Raw genomic sequence first — 16,223 nt, 5'->3', positions numbered from 1 at the left:
GATTGTATCTATAGTATGCCTGTGAGATTGTTCTTGTAATTTTGCATTTCAATTGCATAATAACATAACATGGCAATGCAAGATTACATCCATCGTACGCTGGAGCCGGTTCTTGAGCAGGCCGTTCGGGAGTTTCCCGCGGTCGTACTGACCGGGCCGCGCCAGTCGGGCAAAACGACGCTGCTGCGGCATCTGCTGGGGAGCAGTCACCGGTACATGTCATTGGAGGCGCCGGATGTCCGCGCGGCGGCGGCCTCGGACCCCCGCGGGTTTCTGGCCCTGCACGAGCCGCCGGTGATTTTCGACGAAGTCCAGCATGCGCCGGTGCTGTTGCCTTACATCAAGGAGCGCATCGATGCCGATCGCGACCGGACGGGGCAGTACGTCCTGACCGGCTCGCAAAACCTGATGCTCCTGGAGGGGGTTACCGAGTCGCTGGCTGGACGCGCGGCGGTTCTGCATCTTCTTCCGCTGTCACGTCGCGAGATATCAGGCCAGTCGCAAGCCGGGCTGCCGTGGGAACGGCCGTCACCGAAGGGCGAGACGAGCCTTGGCCGTCGGGAGCTCTGGTCGGGCATTGTCCGCGGCGCGTACCCTGAACTGGTGCGGCATCCGGAGCGGGACGCCGCTTTGTGGCATGGGAGCTACATTCAGACGTATCTGGAGCGTGACGTTCGGACGGTGCGTCAGGTGGGCGACCTGACGCAGTTCCAGAGCTTCTTGCGTGCGTTGGCGGTTCGCAGCGGCCAACTGCTGAACATGGCCGGGTTGGCCGGCGATATGGGTGTGGCCGTCAACACGGTCAAGGCGTGGCTTTCCGTACTCCAGGCGAGCATGCAGGTTGTGCTTCTGCGTCCGTACTTCGTCAACGTGGGCAAGCGTCTGGTCAAGACGCCAAAGCTGTACTTTGCCGATACGGGAACGCTCTGCTATCTGGCCGGGATCCGGTCGGCTGAGCAGGCAACCACAGGCGCGATGGGAGGCGCGCTGTTGGAGACGGCCGTCCTGTCGGAGTTGACCAAGGCCTATCTGCACCGCGGGCATGAAGCCCGTATCTACTTCTGGCGGACGACGGCGGGGCGCGAGGTGGACTTCGTGGTTGAGAGTGAGGGCAGACTGGTTCCCGTCGAGGTGAAGTCATCCTCGACGCCGAGGCCGCACATGGCCGACGGCATTGCCGCCTTCGCGAGCGATTACGGCGAGAAGGCGGACAAGGGGTACGTGGTGCACTGCGGCGAGATGACGTTGCCACTGGGACCCGGCGCGATGGCAATTCCCTTTGGTGAGTTGTAGCGCATCGCACGCCGTCTGCAACTGCCTGTCGAGGTGCCGAAGTCAGTCATTGGGTTCGGGGCCCTGGCCAACGAGGTAGAGACGGTTTTTTCCGGAGCGTTTGGCTTCGAGGAGGGCCTGGTCGGCCTTTTCGATGAGTTCATCGGCGGAGCGGGCGTCCCAGGGGAAGGTGGCGAGTCCGCCGGAGATGGTCAGGGCGCCCTGGGCCTGGGTTCCGAGTTTGGGGAACTGGTGGCGGTGGAGCATTTTGCAGAAGCGGTCCATGACGGCGAGGGCGGATCGGGGGTGTTCGCTGCCGGGCGAACGGGGCGACTGGGCATCCCAGAGGACGAGGGCGAATTCATCGCCGCCGAATCGGGCGGCGAGGTCCTGTCGGCGGATGCACTTTCGGATGAGGATGGCGGCTTCGCGGAGGATTTCATCGCCGGCTGGGTGGCCGTAGCGGTCGTTGTAGTGTTTGAAGTCGTCGAAGTCGAAGATGACCAGGGTGATTCGGAATCGCTGATCGCGGGCTTTGGCGATCAGGTCGCCGAGGACGGCCATCATGTGGCGGCGGTTGGCCAGGCCGGTGACCGGGTCGGTGTTGGCCAGTTCCCGCAGTTGAACCTGGGCGCCGGCCAGGCGGATCAGTCCGGGCAGGAGGCGGAGCCAGGAACCGATCTGGGTTTCGTCGATCTTGTCGGGATCCGCCAGGCGCATGTCCAGGCCGCCGGCGTCGCAGCCGTCTTCGAGAAGCGGGCTGTGGAAATTGAAATCGCTTGGCGCTTCGCCGGCTGCCGCCTCGCGGCCCTCGGCTACGACCTTTACCGCTTCGGCGCCGAAAAGGAAAATGCCTGACCAGCAGATTCGCTCGAGCAGCGGTCCGGGACCCTGATGGGCGGTGTGGAGCAGTTCAGCGGTTTCGCGGGCGAACTTCTGGCTCCAGTCGAGGCCCTCGTGGAAGGCGAGTTCTTCGCGACGGGCAGCGAGCGGCGAGACGGCCATCGTTGTTTCGTTGGGGCCGGGCACGAATTGCCGCACGGGAGCGACGGCGGCGAGCAGTTCGGAGCGGCTGATGGGCAGGAGCACGTACTGGTCGGCGAGGCCTTCGGCCACCAGTTGGCGGGCGAGCGGCTCATCCCACATTTCGACGGCGAGGACGGTCAGCCGGTGGGGCCCGACCTTGCGATAGGCCCGCAGGACGGAGGGGGCCTGGCGGTCGGAGGAGGCGACGCGCAGCAGGACGGCTTGAAATTCCTCTTTGCCGGCGCGGAGCAGGCCGTCCATGTAGTCGGCTTCCTGGACGACTTCGGCGCGGGGCACGGCCAGTTCGACCTGCTCGGCTGATGGGCGATCCGCGCCCACCATCAGCAAGCGTTTGAGTTCGCCGGCCTGTTGTCGGTCGGTTCCGCTAGGATTTGTTTTTACGTTTTGCACCACTGTCAAACTCCGCGCCCAACAGCGCCCGCAGTTCATCTTCGCTCAAGACCGCACCACCCAGTGCGTGTTTGTCGGAACCGATTTGGTTGCCTGGCTCGTCGGCGGGCGGCGTTTGTAGCTTTGGATCGGCTAGATCCTCGTCATCCGCGACGGCGTGCTTGCGGTCGGCTGGCGGTTCGCCGGGCCAGAGCGGTTTGGCGTCGGCGGGAGGGATCGCGACGTCTTCCTCTTCCGCAGCCGGTTCCGGCGTCGCCGGCGGCCCATTCGCCGGTTCCACGGGCTCTTCGATCACTGGTTGTTCGGCTGCCGCCTCGGCGGCAGGCTCGGGTTGGGCATCTTCGGCGGCTACGGGTTTGTCCGGGGCCAGATCGGCCAGGTGCTGTCTCAACTGCTGTGGGGTCTGGGCCCAGAGGGTCTGGACGGCTGAGGTGCTGAACTGCCGCGAGAAGCCGAGTTTGGGCAGGCAGTAGAGGACGCAGCCGCGCAGATGGACCACCGAGTCGAGGCATCGCCAAAACTTCTCGAGGGGCTTTTGGCCCGAGGCTTGGACGTTGATCACGACCGCCCAGGCGCGGCCGTCGGCGAGAAAGTGGGCAAGGGCTTCGACCAGCGTTTCGCAACAAACTGGAGCGCATTCGGTCTGCACGGTTCGGTAAAATGGGTCGTTTTCGACCGCTCCGACCCAGACAACCCCGTCCATTAGTGATGTTATATCAGCTACATTCACCACCAGCCCTGCCATTCCATGAACTGACAGCACGTAGTATAGCGGAGATGGTGAGTTTTTTCAAAAGTCACTGCGATGGTCGACGTTGGTTTTTCGCTGTGGCGTCCGTCGATCGGGCTCGATTGGTCAGTTGGGGTTCAGGGCGTGAAGAATGAGTGAAATTCAGTTCCGTGGTGAGGAATCGTGGAGTACAATGGCGGCCAACGGGTTTCGGCAGTCCAATCATCAACACATCAAGGAGCCGCAAGGGTGTTGGCGCAAGAAGTGAGTCTTCCAGAGCTTCTGTTGGTGCTTTTTTATCTGGTGGTGGTGGCGTATCTGGGGTGGCTGGGATATCGACGGACGAAGACGGCGGCCGATTACCTGATTGCGGGTCGGTCGATCAACCCGTTCGTGATGGCGATGAGCTACGGGGCGACGTTCATTTCGACCAGCGCGATTGTGGGATTCGGGGGAGTGGCGGGTTTGTTCGGGATGAGCATCCTCTGGCTGGTGTTTTTGAACATCTTCGTGGGGATATTCATTGCGTTCGTGTTTTTGGGCGAGCCGACGCGCCGGCTGGGGCATCATCTGGACGCCCATACGTTTCCGGAGTTGTTGGGGCGGCGGTATCAGAGCAAGTTCATTCAGGTGTTTGCGGGCCTGGTGATCTTCCTGTTCGTCCCGTTGTACGCGGCGGCGGTGTTGATTGGCGGCTGCCAGTTCATCGAGGCCCAGTTCGGCATCGACTACACGGTGGCGTTGCTGGTGTTCAGCTTGATCATGGCGGCGTACGTGGTGGTCGGCGGGCTCAAAGGAGTGATGTACACGGACGCTTTGCAGGGCTCGATCATGACGGTCGGGATGGTCGTGCTGCTGGTGTACACCTACTACTGGGTGGGCGGGATCGCTGAGGGTCACCGGAATCTGAGCGAGATGAGCGGGCTGGTGCCGGCGCCGTTCCAGGCGATGGGGCACGAGGGGTGGACGGCGTTTCCGAAGTTCGGCTTTGGGGCCAAGGGGTATGATTTGTGGTGGATCATGGTTTCGACGATCATTCTGGGCGTTGGGATCGGGGTGCTGGCCCAGCCGCAGTTGGTGGTGCGGTTCATGACGGTCCGGAGTCTCAAGCAGCTCAACCGGGCGGTGCTGGTGGGCGGCATTTTCATTCTGCTGATTCCGGGCACGGCGTACGTGGTGGGCAGCCTGTCGAACGTGTGGTTTGCACGGTATGGCGAGGTTCTGCACGGGCAGGTGACGGAGATAATCGACGCGGACCGCGGCTATGTGCTGGTCAAGCCGTTACGGCAGCAAGAAGACGGGCGGTGGTATGCGGTGGAGGACGGCAAGCCGTTTCCGGGGATTCTGGTCCAGGATGGCCCGTATGTCGAGAACGCTGCGGGGTCCGACGGCGGGGCGCTTGAGGTCGCGCGGGTCCGGTCGATCGCGATGGTCTACGCGGGCGGCAGCGGTGACAAGATCATTCCGACGTACATTACGCAGGCGATGCCGAAGTGGTTCGGGTTGGTGTTTTTGCTGACGCTTCTGGCGGCGGCGATGAGCACGCTGTCGAGCCAGTTCCACGCGTTGGGCACGGCGATCGGCCGCGACGTGTTCGAGCAGCTCTGGCCGGCGAAGGCCGGCGCGGCGGCCAACCGGAGCATGCACATCACGCGGATAGGAATCATGATCGGGATCATCATCGCGGTGGTGATCAGCTACAAGCCCGAAGGGACGTACATCATCGCGCGGGCGACGGCGATTTTCTTTGGGTTGTGCGCGTCGGCGTTTCTGCCGGGATACGTCGGCGGGTTGTTCTTCAAGCGGATGACGCGGGCTGGGGTGATCGCGTCGATGGTGACGGGGTTCGCGGTGACGTCGTTCTGGCTGCTGTTGGTGAAGGCCAAAGAGGCGAGTTCACTGGGTGTGGTTTACTGGTTCACGGACAGGCCGAGCATCCTGGCGGACTATCCGAACTGGCCGGAGGTGGATCCGCTGGTGGTGGCGTTGCCGCTGTCGGTGCTGGTGGCGGTGGTGGTCAGTCTGCTGACCAGGGCGCCGGACGCGCAGCATCTGGCCCGATGCTTTCCGGCAGAGCGGAAGGGGTAAAAGTAACGGGAGCCGCTGAGCTTATTCGCCCACCGGCTCCCCGAATAACTTGAGGCAGGACTTCGATTCACAAAGGCATATTTCCATACGCCTGGGAACCGGAAGAATTCGGCCCTCCTTGGCTCGCCCCGAAGCATCGTCGCGGTTTTTTCTAGCCGCATCCACCGCCGAGAAAACTGAACAGGAGGCTCAGGATGCCGGAGCCGGTACAGCCGCCACACATCACCACCGCCACCGCGGCGAGGCTCAGGACTGCCGCTTTCTTCATCGTCGGTCTCCTATAAACAGGGATTTTCAGAAGGTTTACCAAAAACCCATATCGGTTATCGGACGGCTTTGTCCGCTTGATGTAGGTCAAGTTGCCGGCGATGGCACTTAAGAATGATTTTGAGAAGAAAGCTCCTATTAACAAAATAAATTATATTTATATTTTACTCTTGGCTTGTCGTGCGGAGATGCTAATCTGAATGCAAATTCGCCGGAATGGCACGGGGCCATTTCACTCGAACTCTCTCAAGATGGCGGATTGGTGGTGGAGTTGGAGATGGAGGAAAACTACTCATGAATCCCAGACTGATTGGAGCGGTGTTGGTGTGCGCGCTGATTCTGGTAGGCGCGCCGGCGTGGGCGGCGGTATTTCATCAATCCCCTCTTGATCCAGGTGAGACGTGGGAGGGGTACGAGTTGGTCGGCCCCAGTGAGGTGAGCGGGAAGGAGTACTCCAACGACGTCGATGAGGACGCCGCGGGCAATTCCGATCCGGGTCAGACCATCGGATGGAAGATCGATGGGACGGTGTGGGACACGTTCGACTACAGCGTGCCGAAGGACGTTATTCCCGGTCCCGGCGGTCCCGTTGAGGGTGCTTTCCAGTATGAGGTGGACGGGTTGGCGAACAGCCGCGATCTGTACTTCAATGACCTGGTTGAAGACCGGGTGTCGCTCCTGGTTTCTTTCGCGAACAACCCGAACATTTACTACCATCGTCCCAGCACCTACGACAGCACAGCCGGCACATGGGCTCTGGCGAGTCTGATCAACAACGCCGCTCCACCCGATGACGTGGATGCGCTTGAGGTGTGGGGGCCGGACGACAAGGCGGACTCGAACATCTTCTCGGTTCAGGGCGATCTGACGGATGACGGCAAGGTGGCTGCGTATTACTACGATGAGGACGCGGATGCCAGCAGTCCCTACGTCATGACCAGCGTTCTGGCGTCGAAGATCATCAAGGATGATGAGACCCTGGCGAATATCGATTCGAGTCTTGTCGATATCGACGGGATCATGATCTGGGACGTCAGCAATGGCGACGAGGGGCCATGCGACGGGCTCTTCAGCGCGGGCGACAAGATCATCTTCAGCATCAAAGCGGTCAGTTCCGGCGGCGTCAGCTTTGACGGCGGAGAGATTTGGGTGTACGAATATGGCGACGCCGCGGCGACGTTCCTCGAGATGGGCGACCACACGTGGAACACCGCCAACAACGTGCGATCGATCTTTGGCGTGGACACCGAGGAGATTGATGCGCTGGAGGCGCTTCCGGAGCCGGCGACGGTGGCTCTGCTGGGGATTGGGCTGCTGGTTCTGATCCATCGGGTCCGTTAAGACAGAAAGACTGGAAGCATCATCAAAGCCCTCGGCCTCAAAACCGGGGGCTTTTTTCTGCGCCGGGCGTTGACTTGGAGCCGGCGATGCCGGAACATTGTCGGCCGGTGTTACAGCGGATGAACCGGCGTTTGGAGGCCCATTCATGAGCGAGGCGTTTGTGGAGATCGATCGCGGCGCGGTGTACCGGTGCGAGGCGGGGTCGCCGTATCAGGTGGCGGTGACATCGCGGTGCGTGAAGACGGCTGAGGGAGAGCTGGTTTGTTCGTTCGTGCTGCGGGCGAGCCTCGAAGCCAATGAGGGCGTGGTGGCTTTGTCGCGGTCGAGGGACGGCGGACGGACGTGGACGGCGCCGGAAGCGGTGTGGCCGGATCTGGCGGACACGTGCCAGTTGGTCTGCTCGATCAGTGCGGCGCCGGACGGTCGGCTGCTCTTGTGGGGCATGCGGACTCCGATCGATGCGCCGGGCGAGTCGGTCTGGTGCGAGGAGACGCAGGGGCTCAAGCAGAACGATCTGGTGTGGAGCGAGTCGGTGGACGGAGGACGGAGCTGGCGGCGTCCGGCGGCGATTCCGATGCCGGAGGCCGGGTCGGCTGAGGCGCCGGGCGCGATGTGCGTGACGCGCAGCGGCGTGATGCTGGGACCTTACGCCCCATATAACACGTTCGATCCGAATCTGAAGGTGGATCGGGAGCAGGTGATCGTGGTGCGGAGCGCCGACGGCGGGGAGAGCTGGCACCATGCGAGCATGCTGCGGTTCGCTGAGGCGGGTTCTGGCGCGGCGGAGGCGTGGGTGGTCGAGTTGGCGGACGGGCGGCTGCTGGGGACGAGTTGGCACATGAACATGGTGGATCGGAAGAATTACCCGAACGGGTACGCCCTTTCGCACGACGGCGGGTTGACGTGGACGCCGACGCGTTCGACGGGGACGAAGGGGCATACGACGGTGCTGACCCCCCTGCCGGACGGGCGGGCGCTGTTCGGCTGTGTGGTGCGGGACGATCGGGTGGGCATTTCGCTGGCGGTGGTCAGCCCGACGGAAGAGGATTTCGGCATCCAGTCGCAGCAGATGATCTTTGAGGCGCCGCGGGCGACGCAGTCGGGCGGCAATCCTCAGCACGATCAGTGGAAGGATTTCTGTTTCGGCGAGCCGTCGCTGACGCTGGTGGACGCGGAAACGCTGCTGGTGACGTACTGGAGCATCGAGCCGGCGTTTCGGGGGGTACGCAGCATGCGGTTTCGGATGCGGTAGCGTTCGGCGGGCGACGGGTCGGCAGGAGAAACGGCAATGTTGACGCAGGAGAAGCGCGAGGCGCTGTTGCGGTTGTCGACGGCGCTGGTGGCGGATGCGATGGACCGGCTGGGGCTTGCGGAGCGGGTGGCGGGTCCGGCGATCCGGCCGGTGGCGGCGATGACGAAGATGGCGGGAACGGCGGTGACGGTCCGGATCATCTCGCAGCCGGACGTTTCGAGGGCGGACCTGGCGGGGTATCACCAGGCGTTTGAGATGGGCCGCGAATGGTGCTGTCCGATCATGACGATCGCGGTGGACCCGAAGCATCACCACCAGGGGATTTTCGGCGACGGCGCGGCGCGGATGGGTCTGGGCAACGGGTTCGTCGGGGCGCTGATCGACGGGGCGGTGCGGGACACGGCGGAGTTGGCGGAGATGGGGTTTGTCGTGTTTTCGCGGACCATCAGTCCCGGTTTTACGGGCGGGAAGGTCGAGGCGGTGGGCGCGGGCGAGCCGGTGACGGTGGGACGGGTGGAGATTCGGACCGGCGATATCGTATTGGGCGACAATGACGGGGTGGTGGCGATCGGGGCGTCGGATCTGGACGCGGTGCTGGCGAAGGCGGAGGCGATCCGGGAGTGGGAGGTGCCGGTGCACAAGCTGATCGAGGCAGGGTGCAGTTCCAAAGAAGCGGTCGAGCGGGTCGGCGAGATGCCGTAGGCGAGGATGAGCGAGTTTGTGACGCATCCGAATATGAGAAGGTACGAGGTGCTGGCGGCGGCGGTGGTGATGCAGGCGTGCCTGGGCGGGATTTATGCGTGGAGCGCATTTGCCGGGCCGCTGCGGGCGAGTTTCGGCTACAGCGCGGCGCAGACGCAGGCGGTTTTCGGGACGGCGTTTCTGGTGTTTACGGCGTCGCTGATCGTGACGGGACGACTGCAGGACCGGTTCGGGCCGCGGGCGCTTTCGCTGGCGAGCGGGTTGTTTTTGGGAAGCGGGTATCTGGTGCTGTGGGCGGCGGGCGACGGGTTTGGGGGGCTGATGGTTGGGTTTGGGCTACTGGTGGGACTGGGGATCGGGTGCGGGTACGTCTGTCCGATCGCGACGGGTGTGAAGTGGTTTCCGGAGCACAAGGGGCTGGTGTGCGGGCTGGCGGTGGCGGGTTACGGCGGCGGCGCGGTGGTTCTGGCGAATCTAGCCAAGTGGCTGATGGCGGCGGAGTGGCCGGTGCGGTCGGTGTTCGGGCTGGTGGGGTTGGTGTACGGTCTGGTGGTGATCGCGGCGGGTATGCTGCTGTTCGTGCCGGCAGGATCGGGCGGATCAGCGGTGAGGGCATTTCGGCGGCGTGACGCGTTGGGCGATCGGCGGTTTTGGGCGGTGTTTGTGGGGATGTTCTGCGGGACGCTGCCGGGATTGATGATTATCGGGGATCTGGGGCCGATGGGCGTGTGGTTCGGGGCGGGCGAGTGGGCGGCGGTCGCCGCGATCAGCGTGCTGGCGATCGGCAACGCGGCGGGTCGGGTTCTGTGGGGATTGGCGAACGATCGGCTGGGCGGACGGGTTTCGGTGGCGGCGTCGCTGGGTCTGATCGCGGTTTCGGTGGCGGCGCTGATGGCGCTGGGCGGGGGGCGATGGGGGTTTCTGGCGGCGGCGTTGGCAGTCGGCTTGTGCTACGGCAGCAGTTTCGCGTTGTATCCGGCGCAGGTGGCCCAGGTGTACGGGCCAGCGGTTTTGGGGACGGTGTACGCGATGGTGATGGTCGCGCACGGTCTGGCGGCTGAGGTCGGGCCGGTGGTAGGCGGTTGGCTGGTGGACGAGACGGGCAGTTACTATCCGGGACTGGCGGCGGCATTGGCGACGGCGCTGATGGGTTTGGGCGGTTATGTATGGTTGACGAGGCCGGCGGACCGACGCCAGCGATAGCAGACGCGAAGGATGGCCGGCGGGTGGAAAGAACGCGGCCCGCCGGAACGGGGTTCCGACGGGCCTTTCTATCCGCCGCTTGGGTTGGAGTTCGTTTGTCAGTTGGAGGATGAGGTTTTCGGTTCGCTCACGGGGGCTGGGCTGTGCGGCTGCTCTTCGCGGAAGAGGGCCTTTTTGCTGCGGGTGAACTGGAGCTGGACGTCGGCATGGCGTTTTTCGAGGAAGGCCATGCTCAGTTCGATGTCCTCTTCGGCTTCGTAGGTGCTCATGGTGCCGATGGTCACCATGTCGCAATCGCGGATGGTGTTCCAGACGAAGGCGAGTCCGGTGGGCGGCAGGAGCCGTCCGGCGGCGAGGGGCTTGATGGTCATCACGGGTTTCTTGGCGTTGCGGATGATGTCGGCGACCCAGTCGGTTTCGACCTGGCAGAGGAAGCCGGCGGCGTTGTAGGGCTGGATGTAGGATTCGACGTCGTGTCCGCCGTTGTCGGCGCAGGTGACGGCTTCGGGGGCGTGGGAGCTGAGGCCGGGGATCAGGCCGAATTCGCGAACGACCTTGATGTGCTCGACCAGGCCGTCGTCGAAGCATCGCCAGATCCGGTTGAGCCGGACGTCGGTGATGCACTGGTGCGGGAAGCAGAAGGTGGCGCCGACTTTTTTGGAGTATTCGACGGAGGCCTTCCAGGAGTCGATGTGGCCCCAGGGCATGTCCTGCGGGTAGGAGGGCGTGGCGACCCAGATGACCTTGACGCCGGTCCGCTGCTGGGCCTCGTCGATGGCCTGGGCGGCGAAGTCGCTGGGCATGGACATGAAAGCGTTACAGCCGTGGCGGGCAAAGACTTCGATCACGTCGGCGCATTTGGACGGACTGTCGAAGAGCTGCTTGATGAGTTTGTCCTTGGCCTGGCTGGTGTGGGAGAAGCCGAAGAGCCAGTTGCTGCCGCAGATCAACCGCGGAAGGGAAACACCGCCGACGATGGTTCTGGGGAATTTCGACACGAGAAATCTCCTGATTGTTCCGTTCTCCGTATCGGCGACCTTGCCGATGCCGCGTGAAATTATACCCACGTCGAATCGCGGTTGTGGATTGCTTGTGCAAATCCGCCTCGGCGTCTGGAAGCCGACGGGCGTAAAAGGGGCTGAGTATATATAACCTTGATGAATGGGCTGTCGCCGGTGCAAGTCAGACGGTTCGTTCACGGAAGACGGCTCGGGCGACGCGGAGGACATTGAGCCCGATGATTTTGCGGATATCTTCGTCGCGGTAACCGCGTTGGACGAGGCCGACGGTGAGGAGGGGCCAATTGGTCCAAAGGAGGCTTGCGGTCTGTTCGGAACGGTTCCAGGCCGGGTCGAAGAGGGGATCGTCTGGCGGCCAGAGGGACCGCCAGTGGCGGCGGGTCCGGCGGCGCGGCGGGAGTTTGGCCATCTCCTGTTCATTCCGGGTGGCGTGGATTCCGCGGTCGGTTCCGATGGCGACGTGGTCGGGGCCGACGAGCCTAGCGGCGTAGTCGACGTGGTCGAGCAGCGCGGCGATATCGCCGGAGCGGCCGAGGAAGGCGGGGATGCCGCAAATGCCGACGTAGCCGCCGGTGTCGGCGATGGCGCGGATCACTTCGTCCGTCTTGCCGCGGACATGGTCGCGGAGGCCGCGGCAGACGGTGTGGCTGGCGGCCATGGGGACGGATGAGGCCCGGGCGGCTTCGAGGCTGGTCCGCTGACCGGCATGGGCGACGTCGACCAGGACGCCGACGCGGTTCATCTCGGCGACGACGGCGTGGCCGAAGTCGCTGAGTCCGGCGTCAGCGGGTTCGCCGCAGCCGTCGCCGATCGGGTTGCGGCGATTGTAGGTCAGGTGCATGGTCCGGACGCCGAGCATGTAGAAGATGCGGACGTGGCCGAGTTCATCGTGGACGGAGGCCCAGCGTTGCGGGATCGGGACGTTGTTGGCGGCCATCATGATGACGCCGCGGCCGTCGCGTTTGGCGGCTTCGACATCGGCTGGGCGGATCGCCTTGCGGACGAGATGGCCCATGCGGTCGGTCACGAAGGTCTGGTAGGCGAGGCGTTTGACCATGTCGTCGATGGGCCGGTCCTCTTCGGCTGAGTTGCGGACCAGGCAGGTGACGCCGGAGGCCCGCCACGCGGCTTCGTAATCCCGCCGCTCAAGCGGATCGGTCGCAACGCGGGTGGCGTGCATGCGTTCGACGGCATCCTTAAGCTCCTCATCGGACGCACCGGCTTCGTGCATGCGGCGCAACTCGTCGCCGTCGACCGCGGCTGAGGGACCGAAGCCGTAGGCGTCGCAGACGACCGCGTCGGCGTGCAGTTGCAGGCCGTGGTCGAGGTCTTTTGACGACGGCTTAAGGACAGCCAAGGCCGCCTGTCGAGCCGTTTCCATCTGTTCGAGCACGGGCGTCGCCACCTCCTGTCAGAATTTGAGTTCCAGGAACAGCGGGCCGGTCATTTTGCTGAAGTCGATCCGGACCGATTTGGGACCAGCCGACCATCGGAGGCCTTCGGGTTTTCCGTCCAGCAGGACGGCCACGTCCTTGACCTGCGAGGGCGTCTGGAGCTCGATGTTCGCGTCGATCAGGGGCAGCGGCTCCTCGACGGTGGGCACCTTGGCATTGCGGTTTTCCGGCACGTAGTGCATCACGCTCAGGAGCATGGACTTGTCATTCTGGAGCAGATCGACGTGGGCGGTCGAGGGCAGGTTTGACCGGAGCAGGCGGTTGGGCATCAGCAGATTGATGGCGTTGGCGACCATCTGGCGGTAGTGCTTGACGGTGTAGTTGCCGTAGGCGCTGAAGATCGGATGGGAGAAGTAGATGATCGATTCGGCCCGAACGGCGGCGGGACGTCCGGCGGGGCCTTCGGCGGGCCAGTGCTGATGGCTGCAGAAGCGTCCGGCTTCGCGGCGGAAGTAGGGTCTGTGAACCTCGGCGAGGGTCTCGACCTTGCCGGTGGCGGCGACGGCGAGGCCGGTTTCGTACATCACGATCGGGGCGTCGGGGACTCCGGCGAGCAGTTGGCCGCGGGCGTGGATGAATTCGGGCGACGGCGGGTTGGTTTCGACGACCTTCAGCGGCAGCGGGAGGGCGAACTGGCCGCTCTGCCAATGGAGGCCGGAGCGATGCGAGCAGATGATCGAGCCGCCGGCGTTGAGGTAGGCCTTCAGCTTGGCGGCGTAGGCGTCGTCGAGGACGGTGTCGTCGGGCAGGACGATGAGCTTGTAGGGGTCGAGGTCCATCGCCGGATCGAGGAAGTCGAAGAACAGGTGCTCTTCAAGGAGCATGCGGTAGGCCCCGCGGTCGGAGGGCTGCAGCCTGTTTGCGACGGCCTTCTGGTAATCGTCGTCGAGGCCCTTGACGGAGTTGGAGAAGAGGATCGCCATTTCGGCGACCGGAGTCATGGAACGGACGAGCGGTTCGAGGGCTTCGACCTGGCGGTAGCTTTCGCCGATGAGGTCGTAGGTGGCGGGTTCGAGGCGGCCGCGCGGATGGAGCTGGTCGCCGACGCTGCATCCGCCGCCGAGGGTGACGGAGCGGAGGCATTCGTAGTCGAGGGCGGCCTGGTTTTTGTAGCTGCCGAAATCGCCCCAGGTGGTGTGGAATCGTCCGGTCATCATCATCCAGGGCATGTCGGCCTTCCGGCCGTAGCGTCCGGTGATGGGGAAGTGGTCGTACCCCCATCCGCCGCTGGGCAGGGATTCGAGTTCGAGGTGGGTGTCGAGGTGCCGGGTTTCGCGGCTCATCCAGTCGATGTGGCCGGAGTTGTAGAAGATGGTGCAGTCCTTGTTGAGGTCGCGGATGACGCGGTTCATCCGCTCCTTGAATCGGCGAATGGTTTCGTGGTTGAAGCGATGCCACTGGCGATCATCGTTGGGATCGATGCCTTCCTTGCGCATCAGGTCGACGCATCGCGGGCAGCAGCAACTATGGTGGATGATATCGAAGAAGAGGCCGTCGGTGTCGAATTTCTGGAGGACCTCGCGGGTCTGCTCGACGACGTAGTCGATGTAGCGGCTGTTGAAGCACAGGATCACCCATCCCGGCTGGAGGGTTCCGGCGCCGGCGATGGTCTTGCCGTCGCGGGAGATCTGGGCGATGCCCGGATCATGCTCCCACTGGTACATGTCGAGGCCGACGGTGATGTAAATCGGGGCGCGGATTCCGGCGCGGTGGCAGGCTTCGATCTGCTCGGGCAGGAGGTTGCGTTTGAGGTTCGGGTGTTTGGCGGGAAACTGGGTTTCGTGGTAGATCATGCCGTGGTGGCAGCGGGAGAAGCAGGTGATTGAATTGACGCGGGCGTCCTTGAGGGTGCGGACGAACTCATCGGGGTCGAAGTCGGCTCCGACGTCGGGCGCGTGCGGAGAGGTGTGGAAGTCGAGGTGGATCTGCCGCCAGGGGAATTCGCTTGTTTTCATGGGTGACCTTTATTGGAACAAGACTTTGCTTTAATACGTTTGACGATGGAATGACGATTACGCGGCGGAGTCGGCCCACTGGGGCACCTGCCGGCCCAGTTCCTTGAGCATCCGCTGCGGGATGTTGCTCATGATGTAGTCCGGCTCGAACTGGAGTGCCCGGCGGAAGTCCTCGACCCGGTCGATGGTCCAGAAGCTGACGGCCAGGCCGTGGTCGCGGACGCGCCGGACGACGTCGGCGGTCAGTGCGTCGTTGACGCCGAGATCGACGCCGTCGACGTGGGGAAGGATCTGTTCGAAGACGGCCGGATCGAAGCGGCTGGTCAGCAGCGCGGTGCGGATGGTGCGGTCGACGGTTTTGACGGCCAGCGGCACGGTCGGGATGAAGGAGGAGACCATCGTCCGCTCGACCAGGCCGGCCTGCTTGATCCTGTCGACCAGCAGCGATTCGAAGCCGATTTCCTTGACCTCCAGCCGAAGGTGCAGACTGGTGGATTTGAGCAGGTCAAACAGCTCGTCGAGCGTCATGACGGTCTGGTCCGGATAGCAGTCGGCGCCGGCCGCGGCGGGCCCTTTCAGCCGCCGCTGGCGCAACTGGTCTAGGGTGTGGTCGATCACGGCCCCGGTCCCGTCGGTGGTGCGGTCGAGGGCGGCATCGTGCATCAGGACGATCTGACCGTCGGAAGTGATCCGAAGGTCGGTCTCGATGCCATCGACGGCCAATTCGACCGATTTTTCCATGGCGATGCGGCTGTTTTCCGGGTACAGGCCGCTGACGCCGCGGTGGGCCAGTATTTTGACGTTCGAGGCCATCCAGCGAACTCCTGCCAAAACGCAATGCTGCATTGTACAGAGGGGCTTGACGGCATACCAGCGGGAAAACCGTTGCCTTTGTCTTTTGGCCCGAGGGCTAGAATAATGGTGGCAAGGAAACGTCTAGAGGCGGCCTATCCCGCGGCCCACCAAGGACTTCGGCGGTTGTCGCGGATCAATACCGGTCAGGGTGGCATCGGGCGGCCCGGACGGTATAATGAAATCAACCGGCAGTGGCAACTGCCCGATGGTGAGTAGCAGACGCCATGAGACTCGATGCGTTACAACAACTGAGGCTCGAACAGAAGCTGAAGCTGGCTCCTCGGATGATCCAGTCGATGGAGATTTTGCAGCTTCCGCTGGCGGCGTTGGAGGAGCGGGTCGATCAGGAGATGGAGAAGAACCCGGTGCTGGAGCTTCGCGAGCCGGGCAATGACGGCGAGGCCGAGCCTGCGGCTGCGGAGCCGGAACCGGCGGTGGCGGAGGCGGAGCGCGAGCTGATCGTTCAGGACGACAACTCGAACCGCGATGATTTCGAGCGGCTCGAGAGCATGGACTCGGAATTCGACCCGTCGGAGTATTCGGATTACGGCCCGCGGCGGACGCACTTTGACGACGAGGACCCCAAGCTTCAGGCTCTGAGCAATACAGCGGCCCGCGAGGTGTCGCTGAACGATCACCTGACCACGC

At 63.5% G+C, this 16,223-nt stretch carries 13 protein-coding genes; 7 read left to right on the top strand and 6 right to left on the bottom strand.

The genetic code is table 11. The annotated features are described in order from the left end of the window. The first annotated feature begins 75 nt into the window (after positions 1–75). Positions 76–1,293 (top strand): ATP-binding protein, encoded by a 1,218-nt coding sequence (locus GXY33_06555; GenBank protein ID NLX04786.1) that lies wholly within the window; start codon positions 76–78, stop codon positions 1,291–1,293. 42 nt (positions 1,294–1,335) lie between these two features. On the opposite strand, the gene GXY33_06550 is transcribed toward GXY33_06555, so the two are convergent. Further along, positions 1,336–2,712, bottom strand: coding sequence for a GGDEF domain-containing protein (locus tag GXY33_06550; protein ID NLX04785.1), 1,377 nt, complete (start codon positions 2,710–2,712; stop codon positions 1,336–1,338). Further along, on the bottom strand, positions 2,684–3,442 hold the full coding sequence (locus GXY33_06545) for a hypothetical protein (protein ID NLX04784.1): 759 nt from the start codon (positions 3,440–3,442) through the stop codon (positions 2,684–2,686). The genes GXY33_06550 and GXY33_06545 overlap by 29 nt, the downstream gene beginning before the upstream one ends. 261 nt (positions 3,443–3,703) lie before the next feature. Here GXY33_06545 and GXY33_06540 point away from each other — a divergent pair, with 261 nt between their 5' ends. The 5 genes from GXY33_06540 (at position 3,704) to GXY33_06520 (ending at position 10,292) form a co-directional block, all read left to right on the top strand. Continuing rightward, complete coding sequence (locus tag GXY33_06540; protein NLX04783.1) at positions 3,704–5,527, top strand: sodium:solute symporter family protein; 1,824 nt, start codon at positions 3,704–3,706, stop codon at positions 5,525–5,527. Positions 5,528–6,088: 561 nt separating this feature from the next. Beyond that, on the top strand, positions 6,089–7,135 hold the full coding sequence (locus tag GXY33_06535) for a PEP-CTERM sorting domain-containing protein (protein NLX04782.1): 1,047 nt from the start codon (positions 6,089–6,091) through the stop codon (positions 7,133–7,135). Positions 7,136–7,280: 145 nt separating this feature from the next. Beyond that, positions 7,281–8,387 carry an exo-alpha-sialidase gene (locus tag GXY33_06530; protein ID NLX04781.1) on the top strand — a complete coding sequence of 369 codons (1,107 nt, stop codon included), beginning with the start codon at positions 7,281–7,283 and terminating at the stop codon, positions 8,385–8,387. A 36-nt stretch (positions 8,388–8,423) separates the two neighbouring features. After that, the gene (locus tag GXY33_06525) at positions 8,424–9,089 is read left to right on the top strand and encodes an RraA family protein (GenBank protein ID NLX04780.1); all 666 of its coding nucleotides are present in this window, start codon (positions 8,424–8,426) and stop codon (positions 9,087–9,089) included. A gap of 33 nt (positions 9,090–9,122) precedes the next feature. Beyond that, positions 9,123–10,292, top strand: coding sequence for an OFA family MFS transporter (locus tag GXY33_06520; protein NLX04779.1), 1,170 nt, complete (start codon positions 9,123–9,125; stop codon positions 10,290–10,292). 98 nt (positions 10,293–10,390) lie between these two features. Here the strand turns inward: GXY33_06520 and GXY33_06515 are convergent, their stop codons facing one another. The 4 genes from GXY33_06515 to GXY33_06500 form a co-directional block, all read right to left on the bottom strand. After that, the gene (locus tag GXY33_06515) at positions 10,391–11,290 is read right to left on the bottom strand and encodes a hypothetical protein (protein NLX04778.1); all 900 of its coding nucleotides are present in this window, start codon (positions 11,288–11,290) and stop codon (positions 10,391–10,393) included. A gap of 184 nt (positions 11,291–11,474) precedes the next feature. Then, positions 11,475–12,716, bottom strand: a complete 1,242-nt coding sequence (locus GXY33_06510) for a dipeptidase (protein NLX04777.1) — start codon at positions 12,714–12,716, stop codon at positions 11,475–11,477. Positions 12,717–12,722: 6 nt separating this feature from the next. Beyond that, positions 12,723–14,720, bottom strand: a complete 1,998-nt coding sequence (locus GXY33_06505) for a beta-galactosidase (GenBank protein NLX04776.1) — start codon at positions 14,718–14,720, stop codon at positions 12,723–12,725. Between the two features lie 57 nt (positions 14,721–14,777). After that, positions 14,778–15,533, bottom strand: a complete 756-nt coding sequence (locus GXY33_06500; protein ID NLX04775.1) for a hypothetical protein — start codon at positions 15,531–15,533, stop codon at positions 14,778–14,780. 266 nt (positions 15,534–15,799) lie between these two features. Here GXY33_06500 and GXY33_06495 point away from each other — a divergent pair. Next, on the top strand, positions 15,800–16,223 hold a 424-nt coding region (locus tag GXY33_06495), incomplete at its 3' end, for an RNA polymerase sigma-54 factor (protein NLX04774.1).

It is taken from the genome of Phycisphaerae bacterium, from assembly GCA_012729815.1.
GTDB lineage: Bacteria > Planctomycetota > Phycisphaerae > JAAYCJ01 > JAAYCJ01 > JAAYCJ01.
The sequence above is the reverse complement of the archived record's forward strand: the minus strand, read 5'-3'. Positions and strand labels throughout refer to the sequence as shown.

Coding starts and splice junctions, on each gene's coding strand:
- GXY33_06555 (NLX04786.1), top strand. CDS start 76: ATGCAAGATTACATCCATCGTACGCTGGAGCCGGTTCTTGAGCAGGCC.
- GXY33_06535 (NLX04782.1), top strand. CDS start 6,089: ATGAATCCCAGACTGATTGGAGCGGTGTTGGTGTGCGCGCTGATTCTG.
- GXY33_06530 (NLX04781.1), top strand. CDS start 7,281: ATGAGCGAGGCGTTTGTGGAGATCGATCGCGGCGCGGTGTACCGGTGC.
- GXY33_06525 (NLX04780.1), top strand. CDS start 8,424: ATGTTGACGCAGGAGAAGCGCGAGGCGCTGTTGCGGTTGTCGACGGCG.
- GXY33_06520 (NLX04779.1), top strand. CDS start 9,123: ATGAGAAGGTACGAGGTGCTGGCGGCGGCGGTGGTGATGCAGGCGTGC.
- GXY33_06505 (NLX04776.1), bottom strand. CDS start 14,720: ATGAAAACAAGCGAATTCCCCTGGCGGCAGATCCACCTCGACTTCCAC.
- GXY33_06500 (NLX04775.1), bottom strand. CDS start 15,533: ATGGCCTCGAACGTCAAAATACTGGCCCACCGCGGCGTCAGCGGCCTG.